The organism is Halomonas halocynthiae DSM 14573 (genome assembly GCF_000425725.1).
In the GTDB taxonomy this organism is placed as follows: Bacteria; Pseudomonadota; Gammaproteobacteria; order Pseudomonadales; family Halomonadaceae; genus Halomonas; species Halomonas halocynthiae.
Genome location: NZ_KE384440.1, coordinates 170,215 through 193,991 on the forward strand (window position 1 = coordinate 170,215; position 23,777 = coordinate 193,991).

The 23,777-nt window shown below is 54.0% G+C and carries 17 protein-coding genes and 1 tRNA gene; 11 read left to right on the top strand and 7 right to left on the bottom strand.

The features are described from left to right. Positions 1-93: 93 nt before the first annotated feature. Complete coding sequence (locus H616_RS0109890; protein WP_027967225.1) at positions 94-3,462, top strand: DNA translocase FtsK; 3,369 nt, start codon at positions 94-96, stop codon at positions 3,460-3,462. A 109-nt stretch (positions 3,463-3,571) separates the two neighbouring features. After that, on the top strand, positions 3,572-4,201 hold the full coding sequence (lolA, locus tag H616_RS0109895; protein ID WP_027967226.1) for an outer membrane lipoprotein periplasmic chaperone LolA: 630 nt from the start codon (positions 3,572-3,574) through the stop codon (positions 4,199-4,201). 15 nt (positions 4,202-4,216) lie between these two features. Here the strand turns inward: lolA and H616_RS0109900 are convergent, their stop codons facing one another. After that, positions 4,217-5,563, bottom strand: a complete 1,347-nt coding sequence (locus tag H616_RS0109900) for a replication-associated recombination protein A (protein WP_035572985.1) — start codon at positions 5,561-5,563, stop codon at positions 4,217-4,219. A gap of 216 nt (positions 5,564-5,779) precedes the next feature. Between H616_RS0109900 and H616_RS0109905 the strand changes: the two genes are divergently transcribed. From H616_RS0109905 to H616_RS0109925, 5 genes are all read left to right on the top strand, one after another. Then, positions 5,780-6,331 (top strand): hemerythrin domain-containing protein, encoded by a 552-nt coding sequence (locus tag H616_RS0109905; RefSeq protein WP_027967228.1) that lies wholly within the window; start codon positions 5,780-5,782, stop codon positions 6,329-6,331. Positions 6,332-6,596: 265 nt separating this feature from the next. Beyond that, entirely contained in the window at positions 6,597-7,373 is a 777-nt protein-coding gene (gene murI, locus H616_RS0109910; RefSeq protein WP_027967229.1) for a glutamate racemase, read from the top strand. 75 nt (positions 7,374-7,448) lie between these two features. Beyond that, positions 7,449-8,564 carry a tRNA (uridine(54)-C5)-methyltransferase TrmA gene (trmA, locus tag H616_RS0109915; RefSeq protein ID WP_027967230.1) on the top strand — a complete coding sequence of 372 codons (1,116 nt, stop codon included), beginning with the start codon at positions 7,449-7,451 and terminating at the stop codon, positions 8,562-8,564. Between the two features lie 166 nt (positions 8,565-8,730). After that, on the top strand, positions 8,731-13,563 hold the full coding sequence (locus H616_RS0109920; protein ID WP_027967231.1) for an NAD-glutamate dehydrogenase: 4,833 nt from the start codon (positions 8,731-8,733) through the stop codon (positions 13,561-13,563). A 161-nt stretch (positions 13,564-13,724) separates the two neighbouring features. Next, positions 13,725-14,741 carry a quinone-dependent dihydroorotate dehydrogenase gene (locus tag H616_RS0109925; protein ID WP_027967232.1) on the top strand — a complete coding sequence of 339 codons (1,017 nt, stop codon included), beginning with the start codon at positions 13,725-13,727 and terminating at the stop codon, positions 14,739-14,741. A 150-nt stretch (positions 14,742-14,891) separates the two neighbouring features. Here H616_RS0109925 and rmf read toward each other — a convergent pair whose 3' ends face one another. Further along, complete coding sequence (gene rmf, locus H616_RS0109930) at positions 14,892-15,107, bottom strand: ribosome modulation factor (protein WP_027967233.1); 216 nt, start codon at positions 15,105-15,107, stop codon at positions 14,892-14,894. Positions 15,108-15,411: 304 nt separating this feature from the next. Here rmf and rlmKL point away from each other — a divergent pair, with 304 nt between their 5' ends. Together rlmKL and H616_RS0109940 are read left to right on the top strand one after the other, a co-directional pair. Continuing rightward, positions 15,412-17,676, top strand: a complete 2,265-nt coding sequence (rlmKL, locus tag H616_RS0109935) for a bifunctional 23S rRNA (guanine(2069)-N(7))-methyltransferase RlmK/23S rRNA (guanine(2445)-N(2))-methyltransferase RlmL (RefSeq protein ID WP_035572986.1) — start codon at positions 15,412-15,414, stop codon at positions 17,674-17,676. Continuing rightward, positions 17,676-18,023, top strand: coding sequence for a glutaredoxin family protein (locus tag H616_RS0109940; protein WP_027967235.1), 348 nt, complete (start codon positions 17,676-17,678; stop codon positions 18,021-18,023). Before rlmKL ends, H616_RS0109940 begins: the two co-directional genes overlap by 1 nt. Before the next feature lie 23 nt (positions 18,024-18,046). Here H616_RS0109940 and H616_RS0109945 read toward each other — a convergent pair whose 3' ends face one another. Further along, positions 18,047-18,331 carry a hypothetical protein gene (locus H616_RS0109945; protein WP_027967236.1) on the bottom strand — a complete coding sequence of 95 codons (285 nt, stop codon included), beginning with the start codon at positions 18,329-18,331 and terminating at the stop codon, positions 18,047-18,049. 186 nt (positions 18,332-18,517) lie between these two features. Between H616_RS0109945 and pdxB the strand changes: the two genes are divergently transcribed. After that, positions 18,518-19,663 carry a 4-phosphoerythronate dehydrogenase PdxB gene (gene pdxB, locus H616_RS0109950; protein WP_027967237.1) on the top strand — a complete coding sequence of 382 codons (1,146 nt, stop codon included), beginning with the start codon at positions 18,518-18,520 and terminating at the stop codon, positions 19,661-19,663. Positions 19,664-19,713: 50 nt separating this feature from the next. On the opposite strand, the gene htpX is transcribed toward pdxB, so the two are convergent. The 4 genes from htpX to msrB form a co-directional block, all read right to left on the bottom strand. Further along, positions 19,714-20,616 carry a protease HtpX gene (gene htpX / locus H616_RS0109955; protein WP_027967238.1) on the bottom strand — a complete coding sequence of 301 codons (903 nt, stop codon included), beginning with the start codon at positions 20,614-20,616 and terminating at the stop codon, positions 19,714-19,716. A 191-nt stretch (positions 20,617-20,807) separates the two neighbouring features. Then, positions 20,808-22,037 carry a pyridoxal phosphate-dependent aminotransferase gene (locus tag H616_RS0109960; RefSeq protein WP_027967239.1) on the bottom strand — a complete coding sequence of 410 codons (1,230 nt, stop codon included), beginning with the start codon at positions 22,035-22,037 and terminating at the stop codon, positions 20,808-20,810. Positions 22,038-22,079: 42 nt separating this feature from the next. Continuing rightward, positions 22,080-23,060 (bottom strand): ribosome biogenesis GTPase YlqF, encoded by a 981-nt coding sequence (gene ylqF, locus H616_RS0109965; protein WP_027967240.1) that lies wholly within the window; start codon positions 23,058-23,060, stop codon positions 22,080-22,082. A gap of 88 nt (positions 23,061-23,148) precedes the next feature. Beyond that, entirely contained in the window at positions 23,149-23,550 is a 402-nt protein-coding gene (gene msrB / locus H616_RS0109970) for a peptide-methionine (R)-S-oxide reductase MsrB (protein WP_027967241.1), read from the bottom strand. Positions 23,551-23,699: 149 nt separating this feature from the next. On the opposite strand from msrB, the gene H616_RS0109975 reads away from it, so the two are divergent. Continuing rightward, a tRNA-Glu gene (locus H616_RS0109975) sits at positions 23,700-23,775 on the top strand. Positions 23,776-23,777: the final 2 nt, after the last annotated feature.

Here is a 23,777-nt window from a genome sequence, read left to right on the forward strand (position 1 = left end):
AGCTTCGGACTACTGTGATGGAGCGCGTAGGCTCGGTATGATACTGCGTCGATATTGATCAGGTGACGCCTACGGGCGCAAGGGGATAGCTGGTTGACTGCCAATGACAAGTTCACGCGGAATGGACAGGCCAAAACGGCCAAGGATCGCGCCAAGCGCGTGGGGCTGCGACTTCAAGGGTCGCTGCGTGAAGGCCTTGTTATCGTACTGCTGGCGATTTGTGTGTTTTTGCTGCTGGCGCTATTCAGTTACAACGCTGCGGATCCAGGTTGGTCACATACCAGCTCTGGGAATGATGTTAGTAACTGGATGGGTTCTATTGGAGCCTGGATTGCCGATGTGCTGTATTCACTATTTGGTGCTAGTGCCCTGTGGTGGCCAGCTATTTTTGGTTATTGCGCTTGGTGGATGATCCGCACGCGTCAGGAGCGCCTGGAGTGGAATCCTCTCACGTTGACATTACGCTGTGCAGGGCTTGCGCTGGTGCTGATGGGAACCACCATGTTCGGTGCATTGCTTTTTCCTCTGTCTGAAAGCAGTTTGCATTTCGGTACGGGGGGGGTGTTCGGCGAGGGGTTGGTGAGTGCGCTGTTGCCGTTGCTGAACAGTGGCACTTCACTGGTGGCGCTGGCAGCGTTGTTGTGTGGGTTGCCATTGTTGACGGGGCGGTCATGGTTATTAGTCATTGACGATATAGGGCGCTACGGTCTGCGAGCTTGGGATGGATTAAAAGCGCGTATTGCTAGCAAGCGGGAAGCAAAACAGTCGGCCAAACTTGCTGAAGTAGCTACTGGCGAAGATGTGTCGGCGGAAGGAGCATCAGGCCTAGTGGATTCTGCTAGCGCGTCTGCTGGAAAGAGCGCCTCATGGTGGCGCCGTCGTGGGAACAATGCTGTCGCTGAAAAGACGGAGCCTGCGGCTTTTGCTGAACCCGTACTCGGTGAGTCAGTGCTAAGTGAGCCGGTAATTGGTGGGGGTGATACGCAGATTCCATGGGCTACCCCAGTCACTTCTGCCCAAACGCCTGACGAAAGCCGTGTTGGTCAGCCGGATGAGTCTCATCCTGGCTCCTCTAGTGATGAGAGGGTTATTACACCGACTGTTGAAACAGACGGTGTGAATCGTGAGCGTAAAGAGCCGAGCGTTTTCGTTGTGCCAGCCCCTCTTGCTGCTGACGCCAAGGTGAGTGATACGCCTGACGAGCCTCAGCAAATGGCGCCTTTGGAAAGTAATACGGTTGAAGCTCCCAAAATGGTTCAACAGGAGGCATCGCCGGTTGAAAGTGCCCCTGTCTCTGACTCTAGTGACGCAATGGCTGTTTCAGCGCCGGAGCAGAAACAAGGGCCAGAGCCAGAGCTGAAGCCAGAGCCAGAGCTGAAGCCAGAGCCAGAGCTGAAGCCAGAACCAGAGCTGAAGCCAGAACCAGAGCTGAAGCCAGAGCCAGAGCTGAAGCCAGAATCAGAGCTGAAGCCAGAACCAGAGCCGAAGCCAGAACCAGAGCCGAAGCCAGAACCCGCTGATCAGGGTGCGCCTGAACCCGAGCAAGTGGCTAAGTCTGAGCCGCGCTCTCCTGAAGCTGTGCCTGACCCCGTGTTGCCCGATGACGATGGGCCTCTCGTGCCAGCTTCCTACTCGGCGTCGCCGATAGACACGCTAGCGGATGCTAAGGCGGCGCAGCACTTGTCACAGCCATTGAGTAGTAAAATGGCGGGCGTCTCGGTAGCCGCAGGCGTGGTTTCTGCTGCAGCCATTAGCCAGACGCAAACCCAGAGCGCCAGTCAGAGTCACAGCCAGGAGCAAAGCCAGGGTCACCACCAAGGCCAGCCAGCGCATGAGGCTGCGGGTCAGATGGCGACGGCTGATCAGGCGCAGGCAGCTGCCGCAGAGGCTGGCACAAAGCTCTGGACAGTGGAGCATTTGCAGAGTCAGCGTCCGAATTTGGACGGTGATGATGAGCCCGAGGGGGATCTGCCGGATTATCGGTTGTTAACCGAGCCTTCTGCCCATGAGCCGAATTACACAGAAGAGCAGTTGGTTGATATGGCCGAATTGCTGGAAGTGCGTTTGCGAGAGTATGGCGTTAAGGCTGAAGTGGTGGATACCTGGCCCGGACCGGTAATTACGCGCTTTGAAATCAAGCCGGCAGCTGGGGTAAAAGCCTCTAAGATTAGTAACCTGGCCAAGGATCTTGCTCGCTCGTTGATGGTTAAGAGTGTGCGTGTGGTAGAGGTGATTCCTGGCCGCCCTACAGTGGGTATCGAAATCCCTAACCCTAATCGCGCGATGATCCGGTTGCGCGAGGTGATTGACTCTGATCGCTTCCAGAATGAATCCTCGGCCTTAACGCTGGCGCTGGGTCAAGATATCGGAGGCGCACCTGTTGTGGCCAATCTTGGCAAGATGCCGCACTTGCTGGTTGCTGGTACCACCGGTTCGGGCAAGTCGGTAGGGGTTAATGCCATGTTGATCTCGATGTTGCTCAAGGCTACGCCGGATGATCTTCGCATGATTATGGTTGACCCAAAGATGTTGGAACTGTCGGTATACGACGGCATCCCCCATCTGCTGGCACCAGTGGTTACCGACATGAAGGAAGCGGCTAATGGTCTGCGTTGGTGCGTGGCTGAGATGGAACGTCGTTATAAGTTGATGGCGTCGATGGGGGTGCGCAATATTGCTGGTTTTAATGAGCGCCTGGATGAGGCCAGGCAAGCTGGCGCTCAAGTGGCCGATCCTCTGTGGGAGCCGCAGCCATGGGAAATGCATCAGCCGCCGCCAGTGCTGGAAAAACTGCCTTACATTGTGGTTGTTATCGACGAATTTGCCGATATGTTTATGATCGTTGGTAAAAAAGTCGAAGAGTTGATTGCGCGTCTGGCGCAGAAAGCGCGGGCTGCCGGTATTCACTTGATTCTGGCAACTCAGCGCCCCTCCGTCGATGTTGTCACTGGCCTTATTAAAGCCAATGTGCCGACCCGTATGGCCTTTCAAGTATCATCACGAGTGGACTCCCGAACTATTCTGGACCAAGGCGGCGCAGAGAACTTGCTGGGCCATGGCGACATGTTGTATCTCCCCGCGGGTTCGGGTGCGCCAAATCGGGTGCATGGTGCCTTTGTTGACGATGACGAAGTGCATCGGGTGGTTGACGACTGGAAGCGACGTGGAGAGCCACAGTACATCGACGAAATTCTCTCTGGTGGTGTGACTGCTGATGCGCTAACGGGGCTTGAAGCGGAGGGCGCCGATGGTGACGACGCAGAGCAGGATGCGCTTTATGACGAAGCCGTGGCTTTTGTCACTGAGAGTCAGCGTGCTTCGATTTCGGCAGTGCAGCGCCGCTTCAAGATAGGCTACAACCGCGCAGCGCGTTTGGTTGACGCCATGGAAGCCGCTGGCGTGGTATCGCCCATGGGAAATAATGGTGCCAGAGAAGTCTTGGCTCGCTCCCATGGTGCTTGAGGCGATGGTGCAGATAGCGTGCAAGTTGCCGTCACAGTGAAACTTGTGGTGGCAATACGGGTCGCAGAACCAGGCCGTTATGGCGAGCCACTCTACAGGGAGAGACAAAATGAAGTTGAGGACATTGATTACCGGTGCACTGGTATCACTGGCAGTACCAAGCATCGCGCTTGCTGATGACGGCGCCGATCGTCTGACACGAATACTCGAGCCGTTGACGACGTATGTGGCAGATTTTGACCAGAAGATTCTTGACGGCAGTGGCCAGCGTTTGCAGTCGGCCAGTGGCGAGATGTGGCTGGCACGGCCAGGGCGTTTTCGCTGGGAAGTGGATGCACCTTACTCACAGGTTGTTGTGTCAGACGGTGAGCAGGTAACGCTGTATGATCCCGACCTTGAGCAGGCAACCATCCAGCCACTGGATCAGCGTGTTACGCATACACCTGCGTTATTGTTATCGGGTAGTGCGGAGGCGTTAACCGAAAATTATGACGTCATGTCTAGTCAGCGTGGCACGACAGAGGTGTTCACATTAACGCCGCGTAGCGCCGATACGTTGTTTGAAACACTGCAGCTGACGTTCCACGGCGAGCAGCTGGGTGGGCTGCAAATGACCGACAGTACTGGCCAGCAAACCGCTATTGAATTCGACAATGTTAAACAGAATGACAGCGTTCAAGACAATCGCTTTCATGTTGAATTACCTGACAACACAGATGTAATACGTAGCGGTAATTGAGTTGCTCAGCGAGCGTTAGTATTTTTTTGATGCGTTGTCGGCGGCTTCGTCTAGGCTGAGGCGCTGTTGCTGGATTTGCCTGAATCGTTGCTCATGCCCATATTCGCTGGGCAGAAAAAATGTTTCGCGTGGTAGTGCGTCAGGCCAGCAATCATGAGAACTGCCCGCTGGGTAGCCGTTGGGTTCGTTGTGTGCGTAGCGGTAGCCTTGGCCGTGGCCGAGAGACTCCATCAGTTTGGTCGGTGCGTTACGCAGATAACTGGGCACCTCTAGGCTGGGTTGAGCGGCGGCAAAGCGTTGCGCTTGCTTCCAAGCGACGTCTATCGCGTTACTCTTGGGGGCTACGCTTAAATGGATCAATGCGTGAGCAATTGCGCGTTGCCCTTCATAGTCTCCCAGGCGTAAGTAAGCATCCCAAGCCGCCATGACGAGAGGAAGGGCGCGCGGGTCGGTATTGCCGACATCTTCCGAGGCAATGGCTGCCAAACGACGTACGACGTCTAACGGATCGCCGCCGCCTTGGATGAACCTTGCCATGTAGAGTAGTGCGGCATCGGTGCGTGATGAGCGAATCGACTTGTGAATAGCTGACAGCAGGTCATAGTAATAATCCCCCTGTTTGTCAAAGGCACTGGCGGTGTGGCCGATCACATCTGACAGCGCTTCCAGTGGCAGCCGCTCTCCACTGTTGTGAGGCTGCGTAAAACTTGCCGCTGTTTCAAGTAAGCCTAGGGCGCGTCGGGCATCGCCTGCTGCTGCCCTGGCCAGCGTTTGTAGTACGTTATCGTCTGCCTGAATATGGCGTAGCCCAAGGCCACGCTCGGTATCACTCAATGCCTGCTGAAGTACCTGTAGTAACTCATCTTCGTTGAGTGACTTGAGCACATAAACTCGGGTGCGGGATAGCAGAGCCGAGTTGACCTCAAAAGAAGGGTTTTCCGTTGTCGCACCGATCAGCGTTAACAGGCCAGACTCCACGTGCGGAAGCAGGGCATCCTGCTGGCTCTTGTTGAGGCGGTGAATTTCATCGAGGAACAGGACCGTTTTTCGCCCTTGGCCTTGAGCAACTCTCGCCCGCTCGGTCGATTCGCGGATATCTTTAACCCCGGCCATCACCGCGGATAATCGTTCTAGGTGAGCGTCAGACTGAATGGCCAGAATTTCAGCTAATGTCGTTTTGCCAGTGCCCGGCGGGCCCCACAGGATCATTGAGTGCAACGAATGGGTTTCAATCATCTGGTATAAGGGTTTACCTGGGCTGACTAACGCCTGTTGACCAATATATTCGCTTAGTTGGCGCGGCCGCATGCGCCATGCTAATGGGGCGTTTTGTGCAGTAACGGATTGCTGAAACATGTCCATTTCGGATTCCTCGCTGGAGCCTGCTAGGATGGGAAAGGTTCGGTCAGGATTGCAAGCTAATCGCTGAATGCCTAAATGTATTGTTTATTCAAAAAAGCGTCAGACTCTAGCCCTTCTCAGCGTTGAGTTATCTTGCATTGTACCGTGGGAACTCGTTTTGGGGTGGGGAGTCGGATGATATAGGCCATTTGGCTTATTACTGGAGGAGGTTGTCGTATGGCTACGTTGAATCAGCTTCGCCAAGACCATGCCAATATGGCGGGTATGCTGCACGTTCTGAAAGTAAAACAGAAAGTGTTGATGGAGGGAGAGCGACCCGACTTTCGACTTGTCCGAGAAGTTGTCGATTATATTCTTGATTACATGGATGGTTTTTCCAAGCTGCTGGACGAGGTCTTTGCTCAGCTTGTGCATGACAAAGTGCCTGATGCGGATAGTACCAGTGCGTTATTGGCTGAGCATTATCGTGCGCTTAGAAAGCAACTGCTGCGTCTTTCTTCTGATCTAGACATGATTCTGATGGATGGCGTGATGCCCATGGATCGCTTTGCCGCAGACCTTGATGGGTATTTGGACATGCACCAGAGGTATTTACGAGAAGAGCGTGAGCACTTGGTGCCTTTGATGCGTGAACACTTCGATGATAGTGACATGGAACGCTTTGCTGCAGCACTGCCTGAAGGTGCGGCAAATCAGTTTGAGCAACTCAAGAAAGCATATCCGGCGCTTGAGGAAGAGCTAGATGACGTTGCACCGCCCGCTATGTAACCCTGGCTTTATCGTGATGTGCTGTTGGCAGTCGTAGCAAGCGCTATTATCACCAGGCCACAGATTTTGCGGCTTTCGTTGACGTATACGCTTCGACACAGCTCGCGGCTGGGTTAGAATCTGCCCTTGAGTGTTTAAAGCTATTGCCACGTTGAATAATGAGCCACTGCATGCCCCAGCCGTTATCTTTGCCGCAATTTTTGCGGATAGACTTTTGTTCGGTCTTCGCTCTTTTTTTAGCCTCTAACATGGCGGAATGGCGCTGATGGCAGGGCCAATACTGGTATTTGATTCGGGTGTTGGTGGTCTGTCGGTCGTTGCCGCGCTGCGTCAGCGGCTGCCTAGTGCAGAGCTGACGTATGCGTGCGATAACGCCATGCTTCCCTATGGCGTTCGTGAAGATGACTGGTTAGTAAAGCGGATAGTCGAGGTCTGTGGTGCGGCCGTTAACGTCAGTGGTTGCGTTGGGTTAGTGGTGGCCTGCAACACGGCGAGTACGCTGGCGCTGGACCGATTGCGTCAGCACCTTGATGTGCCCGTTATTGGTACGGTGCCCGCGATTAAGCCTGCCGCTGAACTGAGCCGCTCGCGTCATATTGGGCTATTGGCTACCAGCGCGACAGTGCGTCGCCCCTATACCGATCAGTTAATTCATGACTTTGCGGGCAACTGTCGGGTGACTCGTGTAGCGGCTGATGCCTTAGTGGTTGAAGCTGAACAGATGGTGCGCGGTAAAACACCTGACTTGTCTCGCATACGTGACGCGCTGGCGCCATTGGATGCGCTGCATGACCTGGACACGGTCGTGCTAGGCTGTACGCATTTTCCATTGTTGCGAGACTGGTTGTCCGGCGCCATGACACGCCCCTTGCGATGGGTCGATTCAGGTGACGCCATTGCCCGTCGCTGCGCGCAAATCATGCCCATAACCGCTTCGCGTGGTTCGGTTGAAACCGCTTGGTTGACGGCACTTACCCCAGAACTGGCCGTTGGGCTACGGGCCCATGGCTTCAAAAACAGTTGTTCACTAGTGATTGATTGAGCAGAACCTTGGCTATTTGCTCAGTACCTTTTGCCATCTTTCGTCTCGATTTATCTGCATTTCTCAGGAGCCGCCGTGGCTATTCCCGTTGTCGACCCCGACCGCTATGACGACCAGCTTGCTACCAAGCGCAGAAGAATTAACCAGTGTTTTGCACGATTTTCGCCACCGGAGCTAGAGGTGTTTGCGTCGCCATCCAGTCATTACCGGCAGCGTTGTGAGTTTCGTGTTTGGCATGAAGGTGATGACATTTATTACGTCATGTTTGAGGTGGACCCAAATAACCCGGCCCAAAAACATGTGGTACGAATGGATAGTTATGCCGTAGCTAGCCAGGCGATCAATACGTTAATGCCTCGCTTGATGGATGCCATTCGCGATAATCCGGTGCTGAGACGGCGGTTGTTTCAGGTAGATTTTTTAACCACGCTATCTGGCGAGAGCTTGGTGACGCTGATTTATCATCGTCCACTGGAAGGCGACTGGGAAGAGGAAGCGCGCCGGCTGGAAGAAGAGCTAGGTGTAATGATTATTGGCCGTTCGCGCAAGCAGCGTATTGTGCTGACTCGTGATCATGTGTGGGAGCACCTAGAAGTCGATGGGCGTGAGCTAGTCTATCAGCAGGTCGAAAACAGCTTTACTCAGCCTAATGCCGAGATTTGTTGCGCCATGCTCAGCTGGGCACGCGATGTGACTTCAGGAAGTCAAGATCATGATTTAGTAGAGCTTTATTGCGGGAATGGCAATTTTACTATTGCGTTGGCTGACAACTTTCGGCGCGTATTGGCCACGGAAATTTCGCGCACCTCCGTCGCCAGTGCGCGCGAGAACGTGCTTGCCAATGGCGTTGGGAATGTCACGGTAGGGCGGATGTCGGCCGAAGAGTTTTCTCTGGCGCTGAGCGGCGAAAAAGCAGGGCGTCGAGTGGCCGAGATGCGGTTGGAAGAGTACGACTTCTCGACGGTGCTGGTCGACCCGCCTCGAGCTGGCCTGGATGCAGAGAGCTGTAGTTTGCTCAGCAACTATGAGCGCATTGTATATATTTCCTGCAACCCCGATAGCCTGGTTACTAATCTTGAGATGTTATCCCGCACGCATGCTATTCAGCGCTTTGCTCTGTTTGATCAATTTCCATGGACGGATCATACCGAGTGTGGCGTCTTACTGGAGCGCCGAGCCGAGGGCAATTAAACGCGCGATATCATGCCAAATCGTTATGGATTATGTGTAAGTCGGCATCTTCTTGGGGTCAGCCTGAATATTGGCGTAAGCTCATGGTAAGGCTGGCAGAACCAGCCCAACATCTAGAGACCATGATTTGGCCGCATTGATGGCCACTGCCAGTCGAGGTGAAAGGATGCAAGATGTCGCAAATGGCGAGGCCCGTGAGGATCTCCTCAAACAGCTCTGTGAGCGGATAGAAAGCTGTCTAGAAGAAAGCAAAGCTAAGCAGGTAGTAGCCTTTGCCAACGATTTCTACCACTCGGTTCCCGTTGAAGACCTGAGCGAAAGAGACCCAGAGGAGCTCTATGGAGCGACGTTGTCTCTTTGGCAGTTTTTGCAGCAGTTTGATGAAAGTGAGGCCAAGGTCAGAGTGATTAACCCTGACTTTGAAAATCACGGCTGGCAGTCAGCACACACCTACATTGCCGTGTTGAACAAGGATATGCCCTTTCTTGTAGACTCGGTACGCGTTGAGTTGAACCGTCGCGGCATGACCGTGCATGCCATACACAACACGGTGATACAGGTTGAGCGTGATGCTAAGCACCATCTTGTGCGTTTGCTTGCGGCCAATGAGAGCAGCAGCCAAAGTGTTGGTGAGTCGCTGATAGCCATTGAGGTCGATCGCCGCACTGATACTAGCGAGCTAGACGACATTGAGTCCAGCATTGCTGATGTGTTGGTTGATGTTCGCACCTCCGTCAATGACTTTGCGCCGATGCTTAGCAAGGTGCAGAGCGCGGTTGATGAGCTCAAGTCACTGTGCCCAGCGCAGATTGACAAGCAGGACCACCAAGAAGCGATCGATTTTTTAGAGTGGTTACAGGAAGATAACTTTACTTTTCTGGGCTATGACGAATATTCGGTGACGGCCAGTGGCAAGCAACTTGCCAAGGTGGAAGGGAGTGAGCTTGGCGTATTTCGTTTGGATCAGCCGCGTTATCGTGAGTGGGTCCGTGCTAATCAAGGAACGGACAGCGAGCAGGTTGCGTTAGCGCCGAAGCTGGTTTCTTTTGCGAAAAGTGCTCACCGCGCACGGGTGCATCGCCCAGCCTATCCTGATTATATCTCTATCGACCGTTATGACGATCAAGGGCGTATTACGGGCGAGTATCGCTTTATGGGGTTGTTTACCTCAACGGTATATAACGACTCGCCACGTCATGTCCCTATTTTGCGCCGCAAGATCGACAGAGTCATGAGCAGCACCGGTTTTGACCCTGCTGGTCATAATGGTAAGCGACTGCTACAAACACTTGAGGTTTATCCACGTGACGACCTGTTCCAGGTCGACGAGGGTGAGCTTGCTGCGATGGCGCTGAGTATCCTGGACTTGCGTGAACGTCGTCGTGTGCGCCTGTTCATTCGAGAAGATACGTTTGGTAAATACTATTCCTGCCTGGTATTTGTACCACGCGATGTATTTTCCACAGAGCTTCGGCTGCGTCTGCAGGATGTGCTGTGCAACGAGCTTGATGCCACCTTTGGTGATTTCAATACCTATCTGTCGGAATCGGTGTTGGCACGCATTCAATTCATCTTGCGTTTTAACGGCGACGCGCCTGTTGAGTACGAGATCAAGCGTCTTGAAAAACAGATGGCCAAGTTGGCACGCAATTGGCGTGATGACCTGTTGAATGCTGCTGTTGAGAGCTTTGGTGAAGAGCGCGCTAATCAGTTGATGAACCGTTTTCGTGACGCCTTTCCGAGCAGTTACCAAGAAGATTTTTCTGCACGTACCGCAGTTTATGACTTGCAGCATATAAGCGAACTATCAGATCAGCAGCCGCTGGCGCTGTCTTTGTATCGTCAGATTGAAGCAGAGGGCAGTGGCGTTAATCTCAAGCTGTTTCATCGTGACCAGCGGATACCGCTCTCTGATGTGCTGCCGATGATGGAGAACCTTGGCTTGCGTGTGCTGGGAGAGCGTCCATATGAAGTGGTTGCTAGTGGAACCACTCACTGGATTCATGATTTTGATCTTGAGCACCATGCCAGTAGTAGTGAGGTCAATCTGCAGGAAATGCGCGAGCCTTTTATTGAGGCATTTCAGCGTATCTGGGCTGGTGAGGCGGACAATGATGCCTTTAATCGCCTGATTATTGGTGCCAATCTTGGCTGGCGCGAAGTGGCCATGCTGCGTACTTACGCACGCTATCTCAAGCAGATAGGCCTTGGCATGTCGCAGAGCTATATCGCCACAACATTGAGTAATTACCCACATATTACTCGTGAGCTAGTGACGCTATTTGCGCTGCGCTTTAATCCGGTTGAGCGGCCTGATGATGGCGAGTTGGCCGCTTGTGAAGCGCATATTATGGCGCTGCTTGATGACGTGCCCAGCCTTAATGATGACCAGATGTTACGTCGTTATATGGAGCTGATTAACGCAACCTTGCGTACCAATTACTATCAGCATGATGAGCATGGCGGTGTAAAAGACTATATCGCTATCAAGCTTGAGCCAGCCAAGGTGTCAGGTATGCCTAAGCCGCTGCCTGCGTATGAAATTTTTGTTTGCTCGCCGCGTGTTGAAGGGGTGCATTTGCGCGGTGGAAAAGTGGCGCGTGGTGGGCTGCGCTGGTCTGATCGCCATGAAGACTTCCGTACGGAAGTGTTGGGTTTGGTTAAAGCACAGCAAGTGAAAAATGCGGTTATTGTACCGGTTGGGGCCAAAGGCGGCTTTGTTTGCAAGCGTATGCCAGAAGGCGCAGATCGAGATACCACTCAGAAAGAAGGCATCGCCTGTTATCAGATATTTATTCGAGCACTGCTGGACGTAACGGATAACTTAGATGGCGAAACGGTGGTGGTGCCGCGTGAAGTGGTTCGTCATGATGGTGATGATGCGTATCTGGTGGTCGCCGCCGACAAAGGTACTGCTACGTTCTCCAATATTGCCAATGCCATTTCTGCGGAGTACGGCCACTGGTTGGGTGATGCGTTTGCCTCGGGAGGGGAGCATGGCTACGACCACAAAGGTATGGGAATTACGGCCACTGGTGCTTGGGAGTCAGTAAAGCGTCACTTTCGTGGTCTAGGCATTAACACGCAGCAAGATGCATTTAGTGTGGTCGGTATTGGTGATATGGCGGGCGACGTGTTTGGTAATGGCATGCTGCGTTCCGAACATATCCGCTTAGTGGGCGCCTTTAACCACATGCATATTTTTATTGATCCTACGCCGGATGCCGCATCGACATTCGCTGAGCGAAAACGCTTGTTTGAGACGCCACGTACGACTTGGGAGGACTTTAATACCGAGCTGATTTCTAAGGGAGGAGGTGTGTTTTTACGCAGTGCTAAAACCATTGCGATTTCCCCGGAAATGAAAAAGGTCTTCGGTATTACACAGAGTCAGCTGCCTCCTAACGAGCTGATTCGTGCCATGCTTAAGTCCTCTGTGGACCTGATTTGGAACGGGGGTATTGGTACTTACATCAAAGGCAGTGTCGAAACCGATGCCGACGTTGGCGATAAAGCTAACGATGTGCTGCGTATCAATGGCCGGGATGTAAATGCGCGGGTTATTGGTGAGGGCGGCAACCTTGGTATGACTCAGCTGGGGCGTATGGAGGCCGCAGCGAAAGGCGTGCGCGTTAATACTGACTTTATCGATAATGCCGGCGGTGTGAACTGCTCAGACCATGAGGTCAATATCAAGATACTTATCGATGATATTGTGGCCCGTGGCGACATGACCGAGAAGCAGCGCAATCAGCTACTAGAAGACATGACCGACGAAGTATCAGAGCTGGTGTTGGCTGGTAGTTATCGTCAGACCCAGGCATTGGATCTGGCTGAGCTGGCATCATTCAAAGAGCTGAATATGTTCCGCCGCTTCATCAGTGAGCTTGAAGCCGCTGGCCTGGTTGATCGTGAGCTGGAGTTTTTGCCAAGCGATGAAGAGCTTCAGGAACGTGCCCATAAAGGGCAAGGCATGTTGCTACCAGAGCTTTCTGTACTGCTTTCTTATGCCAAGAGTTCGCTCAAAAATGAGCTGGTTGTTTCTGATGTGCCGGACGACCCCGTTGTACGAGCTTATGTAGAAGGCGCTTTTCCCAAGGTATTGGCTGAACGTTATCACGATGAAATGTATCAGCATCGCTTGGTGCGTGAAATTGTTGCAACGCAGCTGGCCAATGATCTAGTCGAGCATATGGGCATTGTTTTTGTGCGTCGTCTGCTGGACTCCACGGGATATGGACGGGCTGAAATTGCGCGTGCGTATGTTATTGCCGCGCAAAGCTTCAACCTGCTCAGTCTGTGGGGGCAAATTGAGGCACTGGATAACCAGGTGCCAAGCGCAGTGCAGTACTCGATGATGCTTGACCTGATACGCATGATGCGTCGCTCAACTCGCTGGTTCTTGCGCCAGCACAGCGCCATGAGTACCAGCGAAGCGATAGATTACTTCAAGCCACGGTTGACCGAGCTGCAGGGGAGTATTGGCAACCGTCTGCGTGGTGAAGACGCCGAGCGTTGGCAACAGCGTCGTGATGAATTGATCAAAGCCGGTGTGCCTGAGGCTCTGGCCTCTACTGTCGCGGCGTCTACCAGCCTGTATGCGGCACTGGGTATCATTAATGTTGCCAGCCAGTCCGGTGATAAGCCTCAGCGCGTCGCCGAGGTGTTCTATGAAGTTGGTGACAGGCTTGAGCTGCCGTGGATGATTCAGCAGGTCACTCAGCTGGAGGTTGGCGATAACTGGCAGGCTCAGGCACGTGAGAGCTTCCGTGATGATATCGAGCGACAACAGTTGTCATTAACCGCTGCGGTATTAGATATGCAGGGCGGTCCGAAAGAAGCGGCAGAGCGTACCCAGGCCTGGCTGACTCAGCATGAGGTTATGCATGAGCGTTGGTGTCGGTTGCTGGAAAAGGTGCGTGGCACTCAGGCAGACTTCCCTCTGTTTGCTGTGGCAGTGCGCGAACTGGTTGATTTGAGCGAAAGTAATCGCGCTTGATAGCCGTTAGCGAATAGACATAGGCCGGATAAGAAAATCTGGCCGATAGTAAGAACCAACGAACCCTGCCTGCGTGATGTTTAGCGCTGGCGGGGTTCGTTGTTGTGGGCCAGCTGCGCTATAATCCGCAGCGTTATTTTCAGCCTCGCCCTGGAGTCATCATGTATTCGTTAGCCCGATCGCTGCTGTTTCGTCTTGAGGCGGAAAAATCTCATGCCTTGGCTTTATCGGGGCTGGAGTGGGCGCACCGCTTGAGGCTTGCCAAATACCTTGGCGGAGAGCGAGTGGACGATCCTGTCACGTTAATGGGGCTGCGTTTTCCTAATCGAGTGGGGTTGGCGGCAGGGCTCGATAAGAACGCTGATCATTTAGACGCATTAGGAGCCCTGGGTTTTGGTTTCGTTGAAGTTGGTACCGTAACGCCAAAGCCTCAGGCTGGTAATCCGAAGCCGCGGCTGTTTCGTTTGCCTGATTCAGGTGCCATCATCAATCGTATGGGGTTCAACAATGCAGGTGTCGATCATTTGATTGAACGCGTCCGAGCGTCGACATTTGATGGCATTTTGGGAATTAATATTGGCAAAAATCTCACCACGCCAGTAGAGCAAGCGGTTGATGATTACCTGCTGTGCTTGAAGAAAGTGCATGCTCATGCAGACTACATCACCGTAAATATCTCATCGCCCAATACACCTGGACTGAGAACATTGCAGTTTGGCGAACAGCTTGATGAGTTGCTGGGTCAGTTGCGTGAAGCGAATACTCGGCTGGATCAGAAGACGGGTCGCCGGGTTCCGTTGGCGGTGAAAATTGCGCCAGATATGAACGAAGACGACGTTGGGCTGGTGGCGCTCAGCCTGAAAAACAATGGCATTGATGCGGCGATTGCCACCAACACTACCGTCTCGCGTGACGCTGTGAAGGGGCAGCGGCATGCTGACGAACAAGGTGGGTTGTCTGGGCGGCCAGTTTTCTCTTCATCGAATGAGGTTGTTGCTGAGTTGCGTAAACAGCTGCCAAAAATGACAATTATTGGCGCAGGTGGTATTGACAGTGGCGCAGCGGCGCAGGTTAAACAAGCAGCGGGCGCTGATTTGGTGCAGGTTTATACGGGCTTTATTTATCGTGGGCCAGCGCTGATAAGGGAGTGTGCTCGAGCATTGAGCGAAAGAGTGTGAAATGCAAGGCGTCGGTCAGGCCCGTAGGCGGATGCTGGAGGCATTGACGTAGGAAGCGTCTCATGAAAAAGCCCATGAGAGTTCATGGGCTCTGTCGGACTTCGAGCCGGTTAATGTTGATGAGTTGCTACTTATTTCGGTATGTCAGCATTAAAGCTGCTGCAGCACCATTGGGTTTTTATGGATGCCTGCGATGCCTGTCATGCCAGACCACTGGTCACCACGACCCTCACGCCAACCGCTCATCCAGTACTCGCGCATATTAACTTCCTGGCTGGGGCAGTCATCTCTTGATTTACCGGTGACGCCGGCTTTGTATCCTTTGACATAGGCCCGTTGGAAGCGATCACGTTTCTGTCGTTTCATTGCTTACCCTCTTGTCATGTTGGTAGCTTGCGACTTGCTGGAGAGCGCTAGAAAATTTGGCCATGCGCCCTCGCGATGCTTGGGACTTTCTGTGCTCAGGTATTCGCTCTTGTTGGTACATGGATGGCCCATTGGCCGTGTCTAACACATTGCACATCGGTAGGCATCTCAGGCCTGCCTTAAGCAGCACCTCCACCTATAGCGTAGTATCTGGTCTGTTGTCGACCAGAAAATGTAATTTGAATGTGGCACCGTATCGCCGCCAGTTACATACTGGCGGCACTCACCGATGAGACAGGCGATCATGCAAGCACAGACCCACCCAGCACTTACCTTTCTAGCCACCTGCCCTACAGGCATGGAATTGCTGCTGGCGGATGAATTAACAGAGCTTGGAGCAGTGCCGGGCAAGACGACTGTGTCGGGCGTGCATTTCAGCGCCAGCTTAGCGGTCGCTTACCGCGCCTGCCTATGGTCGCGCCTGGCTAACCGGATTGTGCTGTGTCTAGCGCGCGAAGAGCATGTTGAAACCCCGGAGCAGTTGCGTGCCGCCTCTGCCACGATTGACTGGCGGCGCCACTTGCTTCCCGGGCGAACCATCGCCGTGGGGTTTAATGGGCGCAGTGATGCCATTCGGCATACAGGCTTTGGCGCCCAAGTGGTCAAAGATGGCGTGGTAGATCGCCTTCAGGCTGACGGGCAGGAGCGGCCAGATGTTGACACGCAGCAGCCAGACCTAGTGATTTATGCCAGCCTGCATCGGGGGCGACTCACGTTAGGCATCGATTTTTCTGGCGAGAGCCTGCATCGGCGTGGTTATCGCCGTGATGTGGGCCATGCGCCACTCAAGGAAAACCTGGCGGCGGCACTGCTGATCCGTGCTGGCTGGCCTGAGATGGCGAAGCAGGGAGGCGCACTGGTAGACCCCTTGTGCGGCGCTGGTACGCTGCTGATTGAAGGCGCGATGATGGCCTCGGACCGCGCACCGAATCTTCAGCGTGAGCGTTTTGGCTTTCATGGTTGGGCTAATCACGATGAGGAAAGCTGGCGCGAACTTAAGCGTGAGGCTGAGGCGCGGGCGAGCATTGGCCGTAAGCGCTGTCGCAACAGGATATACGGTTTTGATCGTAGCCCGCCGGCGCTGGCGGCGGCTAAAGCTAATGCCATGCGTGCTGGTATTCCGGCATTGATTCAGCTTGAAGGTGCCGGGCTGGGTGAGCTGCGTCGCCCAGCATCGCTTGATGACGTAACAAATGGCTTGATTCTAACTAACCCGCCTTACGGCGAACGACTGGGGGAGTTGCCTGAACTGGTAGGGCTCTATGCCACCCTGGGTGAGCGCGTGAAAGAGGCGTTTCCGGGATGGCGTTTGGCTGTTTTTACCGCAAACCCCGATCTTGGTCATCGCCTTGGTATGCGAGCTTTCAAGCACTACTCATTGAGGAATGGGCCTCTGAGTGCTCGGTTGCTATTGATAGATGTACCGGTATGGGTGCCAGGCGCGACGGCGTCTGATGCCGCATTTGAAACGGCCTCCAAAGAGGTGACAACAGGTATTGAGAAAAAACGCTCTGAGCCGATGGCTCCGTCGCTTCCCGTGCGCTCTGACGGTGCGCAAATGTTTGCCAACCGCTTAGAAAAAAATCAGCGACGGCTGCGTAAGTGGCTCAAGCGTAGCGGTGTCAGTTGTTATCGCTTGTATGATGCGGACATGCCTGAATATGCGTTGGCTATTGATGTGTATGGCGATTATGTTCATGTTCAAGAGTATGCTGCGCCGCGCTCAGTCGATGCGGCTCAGGCTCAGCGCCGCCTTCACGATGCGCTGTCGGTTATTCCTGAGGTGTTGGACGTCGACCCTGTTCGAATTGTCATCAAGCGGCGTGAGCGGCAGAGTGGGCGTGGACAATATCAGCGGCAGGATAGTCGCGGAGAACGCTTTGAGGTTCAGGAAGGTTCGGCGCGGCTATGGATTAACCTACGCGACTATCTTGATACCGGCCTGTTTCTGGATCATCGTCCAGTGCGTCGTCGGTTGGCTGATATGGCGGCAGAAAAGCGTTTTCTTAACCTGTTTTGTTATACCGCCACAGCCACGGTGCACGCAGCGCTGGGTACAGCAAAAAGTCGTGGGGCCAGCGAGAGCGTCAGTGTTGATATGTCCAATACCTATCTGGACTGGGCGCGAGATAATTTTGCATTGAATAACTTGGACTCAAGACGCCATCGATTAGTACGTGATGATTGTTTCCGCTGGCTGGAAACGGCGACCAGCCAGTTTGATGTGATTTTTCTTGACCCACCGACATTCTCTAATTCCAAAAAGATGACGGATAACACCCTTGATGTGCAGCGCGACCATGGTCGGCTGGTACGCCTTGCTATGGCAAGACTGGCTCCTGGCGGCACCTTGGTGTTTTCTAATAATCAGCGGCGCTTTGTGCTGGATACGGATTTAGCTGACGAATTTTCGGTAGACAACATTTCTGCGAACACCTTCGATCCAGACTTTCAGCGTCGGCCTGATATGCACCACTGTTTTGTCATTCGTCACCACGAGAAAAGCTAATGCGCCTGCGGCTCTATACAACGCTAGGTTGCCATTTGTGCAGTGAGCTTGGCACTTGGCTTGAGCGGTTGGCCAATCAACCGCTAACACTTGAGCGCGTTGAGATCAGCGACGATGAGGCACTGGTACAGCGTTATGGCGTGCGTATTCCGGTGCTGGCTGATGAGCAAGGCCAGGAGCTGGAGCGTGGCTTTGAACCGGTAAGACTGGCGCAGTGGCTTGCCGAGCGTGGTTGGCTAGATGAGGCGGCTTGGCAAAAGGCTAGCCGTGGGGAGGATGAAAAAGGCTCTGGCACGAAAGCGTTACGCGGTGCGCACATGCGTCAAGGACGTCGCTATTTGAATTGACGAACTGAGCGAGTCGGTCAGCGTTAGGGGGCTGTGTCGAGAAACGATAGCTGGTGCATGGCGTTGCGGCCTTCAGGACTGTCGTCGTCGGCTTCCAGTACTTTTCGATAGCCCCGTGCCGCTTGAATGGTTTCTTCGTCGGCAAGCCAAGTGAGCGCCAGTTGTCGGTCATCGGCCAGTTGATGCCTGAGCCCGCCAGACTGCGTGCCAATCTCCCCCCAGGCACGACTGAATATCCAGTCGCCAAACATGTCCTGATGAATATGTACCAGCACGTAGTCATGCTTGGTTTCCCAGCGGACGATCACGGCAGCTCCTAACGTTAATAGCAAGGTTGATGCTCGGTAGGCTACTGGCTTTTCACAGTAGTCATCCGAGCAACCAGTGTACGATGAATCGCTTACAATAAGCGGCTATTGTAAGCACTTGTAGGATGCGGGCAAGCGTGTCTTTCAGACAGGGTCGGTTTTTCACGTTTCATGGAGATCATGGCTATGCGTATTGTAGTTGATGCCAATGTACCTGCTGCCGATGACACTTTCGGCACCTTGGGTGAGGTGGTGCGTGTGCCTGGGCGTGACATTACGGCAGGCACCGTACGCGACGCTGATGCATTAGTCGTGCGTTCGGTGACTCCAGTAACGGCAACGCTGGTTGAGCAGTCACGGTTGCGTTTCGTTGGTACCTGCACCATTGGTACCGATCATGTTGATCAAGCCGCTCTGGAAGCCTCGGGCATTACGTTTGCGAGTGTGCCAGGGTGTAATGCCGAGGCCGTCGTTGATCAGGTGTTGATTAGCCTGTTAACACTGGCTGAGCGCTATGGCTGGCAACTTAGTGAGCGTCGTGTTGGTGTTGTGGGAGCCGGAAATGTAGGCAGTCGTTTGCTGCATCGTCTTCAAGCCATGGGCGTTGCATGTTTAGCGTGTGATCCGCCGAGAGCGGAGCACGAGGCCTCGGTTGGATTCCATTCGCTGGATGAGCTGATTAATCAGTGCGACGTGTTATGCCTGCATACACCGCTGACGCATGATGGCCCGCATGCCACGTACCATTTGTTGGGTGCTCAGCAAATCGAGTCGTTGGCACCACAAACGGTATTATTGAATGCGGGGCGTGGGGGGTGCGTGGATAATAACGCGCTGCGTCAGCGACTAGAGCGTCAGGGTGATTTACAGGTAGCGCTGGATGTCTGGGAGCAAGAGCCAGCGATCAACGCTGCGTTAAGCACGTTAGTCGAGCTGGCAACACCACATGTGGCAGGTTACAGCTTGGATGGAAAGTTGCGTGGTACCCATGGCATTTATCGCGCGCTGTGCCGAACTGTTGGGTTACCCGCGCGGGTTTTGCCGGGAGCGCTGATGCCGCCACCGGCGCTGGCTGAAATGGCATTGGCAACGGCGATGGATAGTGAAGATGCGTTAAGGCTGTGTATGCGTGCTGTATATGATGTACGTCGTGATCACGATGCTTTGTCGTTAGCTGCATCGACTCAGGGCATGAGTAAAGGCTTTGATAGTTGTCGCGCCAACTACCCGCTGAGGCGCGAGTTTTCAACGCTTACGATACGCCTGTCCGGTGGCGCCCAGTCGCTGGGCGCACCGTTAACTGCGGCAGGGTTCAGACTGGCTGACGGGTGATGCGCCAGCCTGACGGTAGTTGGCGAATGATATCGCCTGAGCCGGGTGGTTTATTGGCGATAGCTGGCTTCTTTCAGGGCGCGAATGCGCTCATCTAGCGGCGGGTGGCTGGCAAACAGTTTTTCCATTAGCTTACGGGTCTGGCCGGTGGTAATGGCAAAGGCAGTCAACGTATCAGGCATCTGATCAGGCATCTGGCTTTCTGCCTGCAAACGCTGGAGCGCTCCCACCATAGCATCGGTTCCAGCTAACTTGGCGCCGGCTTCATCCGCTCGGTATTCGCGCAGGCGAGAGAACCAGGCAGAGATCATGGAGGCGAGAATACCGAAGACAATTTCTGCCACCGTTACTACCGCGATATAACCGAAAAATCCTAAGCCGCCGCCGTTATCATCGCGTCGTAGGAAACTGTCGACCAGCTGTGCCACGATGCGTGCAAAAAACATAACGAAGGTGTTGAGTACGCCCTGGATCAGCGCCATGGTGACCATGTCGCCATTGGCTACGTGGCCGATCTCGTGAGCGAGAACAGCGCGTACTTCGTCTGGGCTCATGCGGTTGAGTAGGCCGGCGGAAACTGCCACCAGAGCGTCGTCTCGCTTCCAGCCAGTAGCGAACGCGTTAGATTGCTGGGCAGGAAAGATACCCACTTCAGGCATGCCGATACCGGCATCATTGGCTAGCTGAGCAACGGTATCCACTAACCATTTTTCTGTGGCATTAGCGGGTTGCTCGATAATCACGGTGCCGGTGCTGCGCTTGGCCATCCATTTGGAAATGAACAGCGAGACCATCGATCCGGCCATGCCGATAATAAAACAGAAAATGAGCAGGGCATTGAAGTTCATGCCTTGTTCGGTCAAGTAAGCGTCTACACCGAGTAGGCGTAGAGTCAGGCTGGCAACCAGTACTACGGCAAGGTTGGTCCCCAAAAACAGCATGATTCTCATCATCAGTGGTGTACTCCTCAAAAAAGGGGTGCTGGCGCTATGGCCTTCGTTGATATCGGCAGCAAGCCAGAAATATACCAGTATCTGGTGCAGGCTTGTCAGAATGGTTAGATAGGCGCGAAGGGGTAGGGTTTCAAGTCTCGCCAGCAACGCGGGCTTAAACGTTGCTGGCTCGAAGTGTGTTAGTGGTTGCGCTATTGACGATAGCTGGACAGAAAACGTTCGAAACGTTGTAGGGCGTCGCCCAGTTGGTCAGCCCAAGGTAGCGTAACGATGCGCACATGATCTGGTTCTGGCCAGTTAAACGCCGTGCCCTGCACCAGAAGGATTTTTTCTTGAAGCAAGAGATCAAGCACCAGCTGCTGGTCGTTTTTGATGTCATGCACGTTAGGGTCTAGGCGCGGAAAAGCATACAGTGCGCCCATTGGCTTGGTGCAGCTAACGCCGGGAATGGCATTCAGGCGTTCGTGGGTTAGGTTGCGCTGTGCCAAGAGTCGCCCGCCTGGAAGAACGAGATCGTTGATTGACTGGTACCCACCAAGCGCTGTTTGAATGGCGTGCTGTGCCGGAACGTTGGCGCACAGCCGCATCGAGGCCAGCATGTCGATCCCCTGGATCATGCCGCGCGCGCGCTGCTTGGCCTGGTTGCCTGAAATTGTCATCCACCCGCTACGAAAGCCCGCGCAACGGTAGCTTTTCGATAGACCATTCATGGTGAGGACTAGCTGGTCGTCGCTGGCCAGAGACGCGGTCGCAATATGCTCGGCCTCGTCGTAGAGAATTTTGTCGTAAATTTCATCAGACAGTACGACCAAGTTGTGTTGGCGAGCGATGTTGAGCAGCTCGTTTAGTACGTCGGGCGGGTACACAGCGCCGGTGGGGTTGTTAGGGTTGATAATGACGATGGCGCGAGTGCGGTCAGTGACTTTGGCGCGAATGTTGTCCATATCCGGTGCCCAGTCAGCTTGCTCGTCGCAGCGGTAATGTACAGCCCGTCCGCCTGCGAGGTGAGTGGCAGCCGTCCATAACGGATAATCTGGTGCGGGAATCAGGACTTCGTCGCTGTCATTGAGTAAGGCCTGAAGAGCCATCACGATCAGTTCTGATACGCCGTTACCGATGTAGATATCCTCGATACCCACCCCTGGCATGTTCTTGCGCTGACACTCTTGCATGATGGCTTTGCGCGCCGAAAATAGCCCTTTGGAGTCGCAATAGCCTTGGGCAGAGGGCAGGTTTCTAATAACGTCCTGAAGAATTTCTTCCGGTGCCTCAAAGCCAAAGGGTGCGGGATTGCCGATATTGAGCTTGAGAATACGCTGGCCTTCATCTTCCAGGCGCTTGGCGTGGTCAAGTACCGGGCCACGAATGTCGTAGCATACGTTGCTCAATTTCTGAGACTTGGCAATCTGTTGGGTGTCCATGGGCGTTTGTGGGATCCTTAGTAGGGCTTGGTTCGGCAAAGGTTAAGCGTCAGGAATGGGGGGTGTTGTGTGAGCTGCCTCGTTGCCTGGGGCGTCGTCAGAGGCGTCGTTAAGACTGGGAATATCCTCGGGTGTTTCGAGGGTGATTCGACCTAGCTTGCCATCGCGAAGCTCATGCAGCAGAACTTCGGCGCCGCGATGCAAATCAATCTCTCCGCCTGAACGCAGGCCGCCACGTCGAGAGGCAATGTCAGCCAGAATGGCGTGGCCATCAAAGCCAGAGGCTGCCAATAAATCAGGGCGTTGGTCACCATCAGCTTCAACAGTCGCCGCATCAGGGTTTGCCGTGTACGGGGGCAGTGTTTTGAGCTTGTAGCGTGAGGTCAGTGCCTCAGGGTAGCGTTTGGCGAGCTCGGCGGAGGCGACAATAGCTACGTCGATGTAGTCGATGGCTGTATCGCGAATTGCGCCGCTAGCGGCAAGGCGATAGGCGCTCGCCTGGTCTTCTATCTTAGGCCAGAGCACGCCTGGTGTGTCAATTAGCGCGACTTGGCCCTGAATGCGCACTTTTTGCTGGCGTTTAGTCACGGCTGGCTCATTGCCGGTTCTGGCAATGTTTCGTCCAGCCAGGCCATTAATTAGAGTCGATTTTCCGACGTTAGGAATGCCCATAATCATGACCCTGACATCTCGGTCAGCGCGAATATGCCCAGCTAGTGTATGGCATAGCGATGGGATACGCTTGAGCTCGCGCGCTTGGGTAGTGGTGACGGCCAGTGCCCGAGTATTCGGTTGGCTGTCAAAATAATCTGTCCACTCCTTGGTACGCTTAGGATCGGCTAGATCCGCGCGCGAAAGAATCTTGAGCACCGGCTTGTGACGAATGACGTCGGCCAGCATTGGGTTGGCGCTGGAGTAAGGTAGACGCGCATCCAGCACCTCGATAACGACGTCAATTTCCGGCAGTGCCTCAAGAATCTGGCGTCGTGCTTTGTTCATGTGTCCCGGAAACCAGCCGAGCATCAGGGGCTCTCCTGCATACAAAATAAACGGCCAGCTATCATAACAGATGGCTGGCCGTGCGGGAGGCCGTAGAGTGGCTCAATGTCAATTATTCGCCAGCATGAAAGTCTAGCGCTACGGAGTTAATACAGTAACGCTCCCCAGTGGTATCGCGAGGGCCATCGGGAAATACATGGCCTAAGTGTGCGTCACAACGCGAACAAGTGACTTCGGTGCGATGCATGCCGTGGCTGGTGTCTGTGCGTCGCTCAATGCTTTTGTGGGTTAGTGAGCGATCGAAGCTTGGCCAGCCGCAGCCAGCATCAAATTTGTGTTCGTTCTCGAACAGCGGGGCGTTGCAACACACGCAGTGATAAATCCCGTGTTCGTCGGTGACTTGGTAACCACCGCTGAAAGGTGCCTCAGTGCCATGCTCTCGAGTGATACGGTACTGTTCGGCGGTTAGCTGTTCGCGCCACTGGGCCTCGGTCTTGCTGATTTTGTCAGGCATGGTCAGTTACCTCTTATCGTGTGATGTGGCATTTAGTGTGACACCAATATTGGCAATTACTTCCATGCTATGCCATGGCCCGGATCCTGGCTTGACAAGCGAGGGGGGGCTACGTATTATACGCGCCACCTCGTGAAGTCGAGATATGCGTCCCATTCGTCTAGTGGTCTAGGACACCGCCCTTTCACGGCGGTAACAGGGGTTCGAACCCCCTATGGGACGCCACT

Coding starts and splice junctions, on each gene's coding strand:
- rlmKL (WP_035572986.1), top strand. CDS start 15,412: ATGCAAGCACAGACCCACCCAGCACTTACCTTTCTAGCCACCTGCCCT.
- H616_RS0109960 (WP_027967239.1), bottom strand. CDS start 22,037: ATGGACACCCAACAGATTGCCAAGTCTCAGAAATTGAGCAACGTATGC.
- ylqF (WP_027967240.1), bottom strand. CDS start 23,060: ATGCTCGGCTGGTTTCCGGGACACATGAACAAAGCACGACGCCAGATT.
- H616_RS0109940 (WP_027967235.1), top strand. CDS start 17,676: ATGCGCCTGCGGCTCTATACAACGCTAGGTTGCCATTTGTGCAGTGAG.
- rmf (WP_027967233.1), bottom strand. CDS start 15,107: ATGAAACGACAGAAACGTGATCGCTTCCAACGGGCCTATGTCAAAGGA.
- lolA (WP_027967226.1), top strand. CDS start 3,572: ATGAAGTTGAGGACATTGATTACCGGTGCACTGGTATCACTGGCAGTA.
- H616_RS0109900 (WP_035572985.1), bottom strand. CDS start 5,563: ATGGACATGTTTCAGCAATCCGTTACTGCACAAAACGCCCCATTAGCA.
- H616_RS0109925 (WP_027967232.1), top strand. CDS start 13,725: ATGTATTCGTTAGCCCGATCGCTGCTGTTTCGTCTTGAGGCGGAAAAA.
- H616_RS0109905 (WP_027967228.1), top strand. CDS start 5,780: ATGGCTACGTTGAATCAGCTTCGCCAAGACCATGCCAATATGGCGGGT.
- htpX (WP_027967238.1), bottom strand. CDS start 20,616: ATGATGAGAATCATGCTGTTTTTGGGGACCAACCTTGCCGTAGTACTG.
- H616_RS0109920 (WP_027967231.1), top strand. CDS start 8,731: ATGCAAGATGTCGCAAATGGCGAGGCCCGTGAGGATCTCCTCAAACAG.
- murI (WP_027967229.1), top strand. CDS start 6,597: ATGGCAGGGCCAATACTGGTATTTGATTCGGGTGTTGGTGGTCTGTCG.
- msrB (WP_027967241.1), bottom strand. CDS start 23,550: ATGCCTGACAAAATCAGCAAGACCGAGGCCCAGTGGCGCGAACAGCTA.
- pdxB (WP_027967237.1), top strand. CDS start 18,518: ATGCGTATTGTAGTTGATGCCAATGTACCTGCTGCCGATGACACTTTC.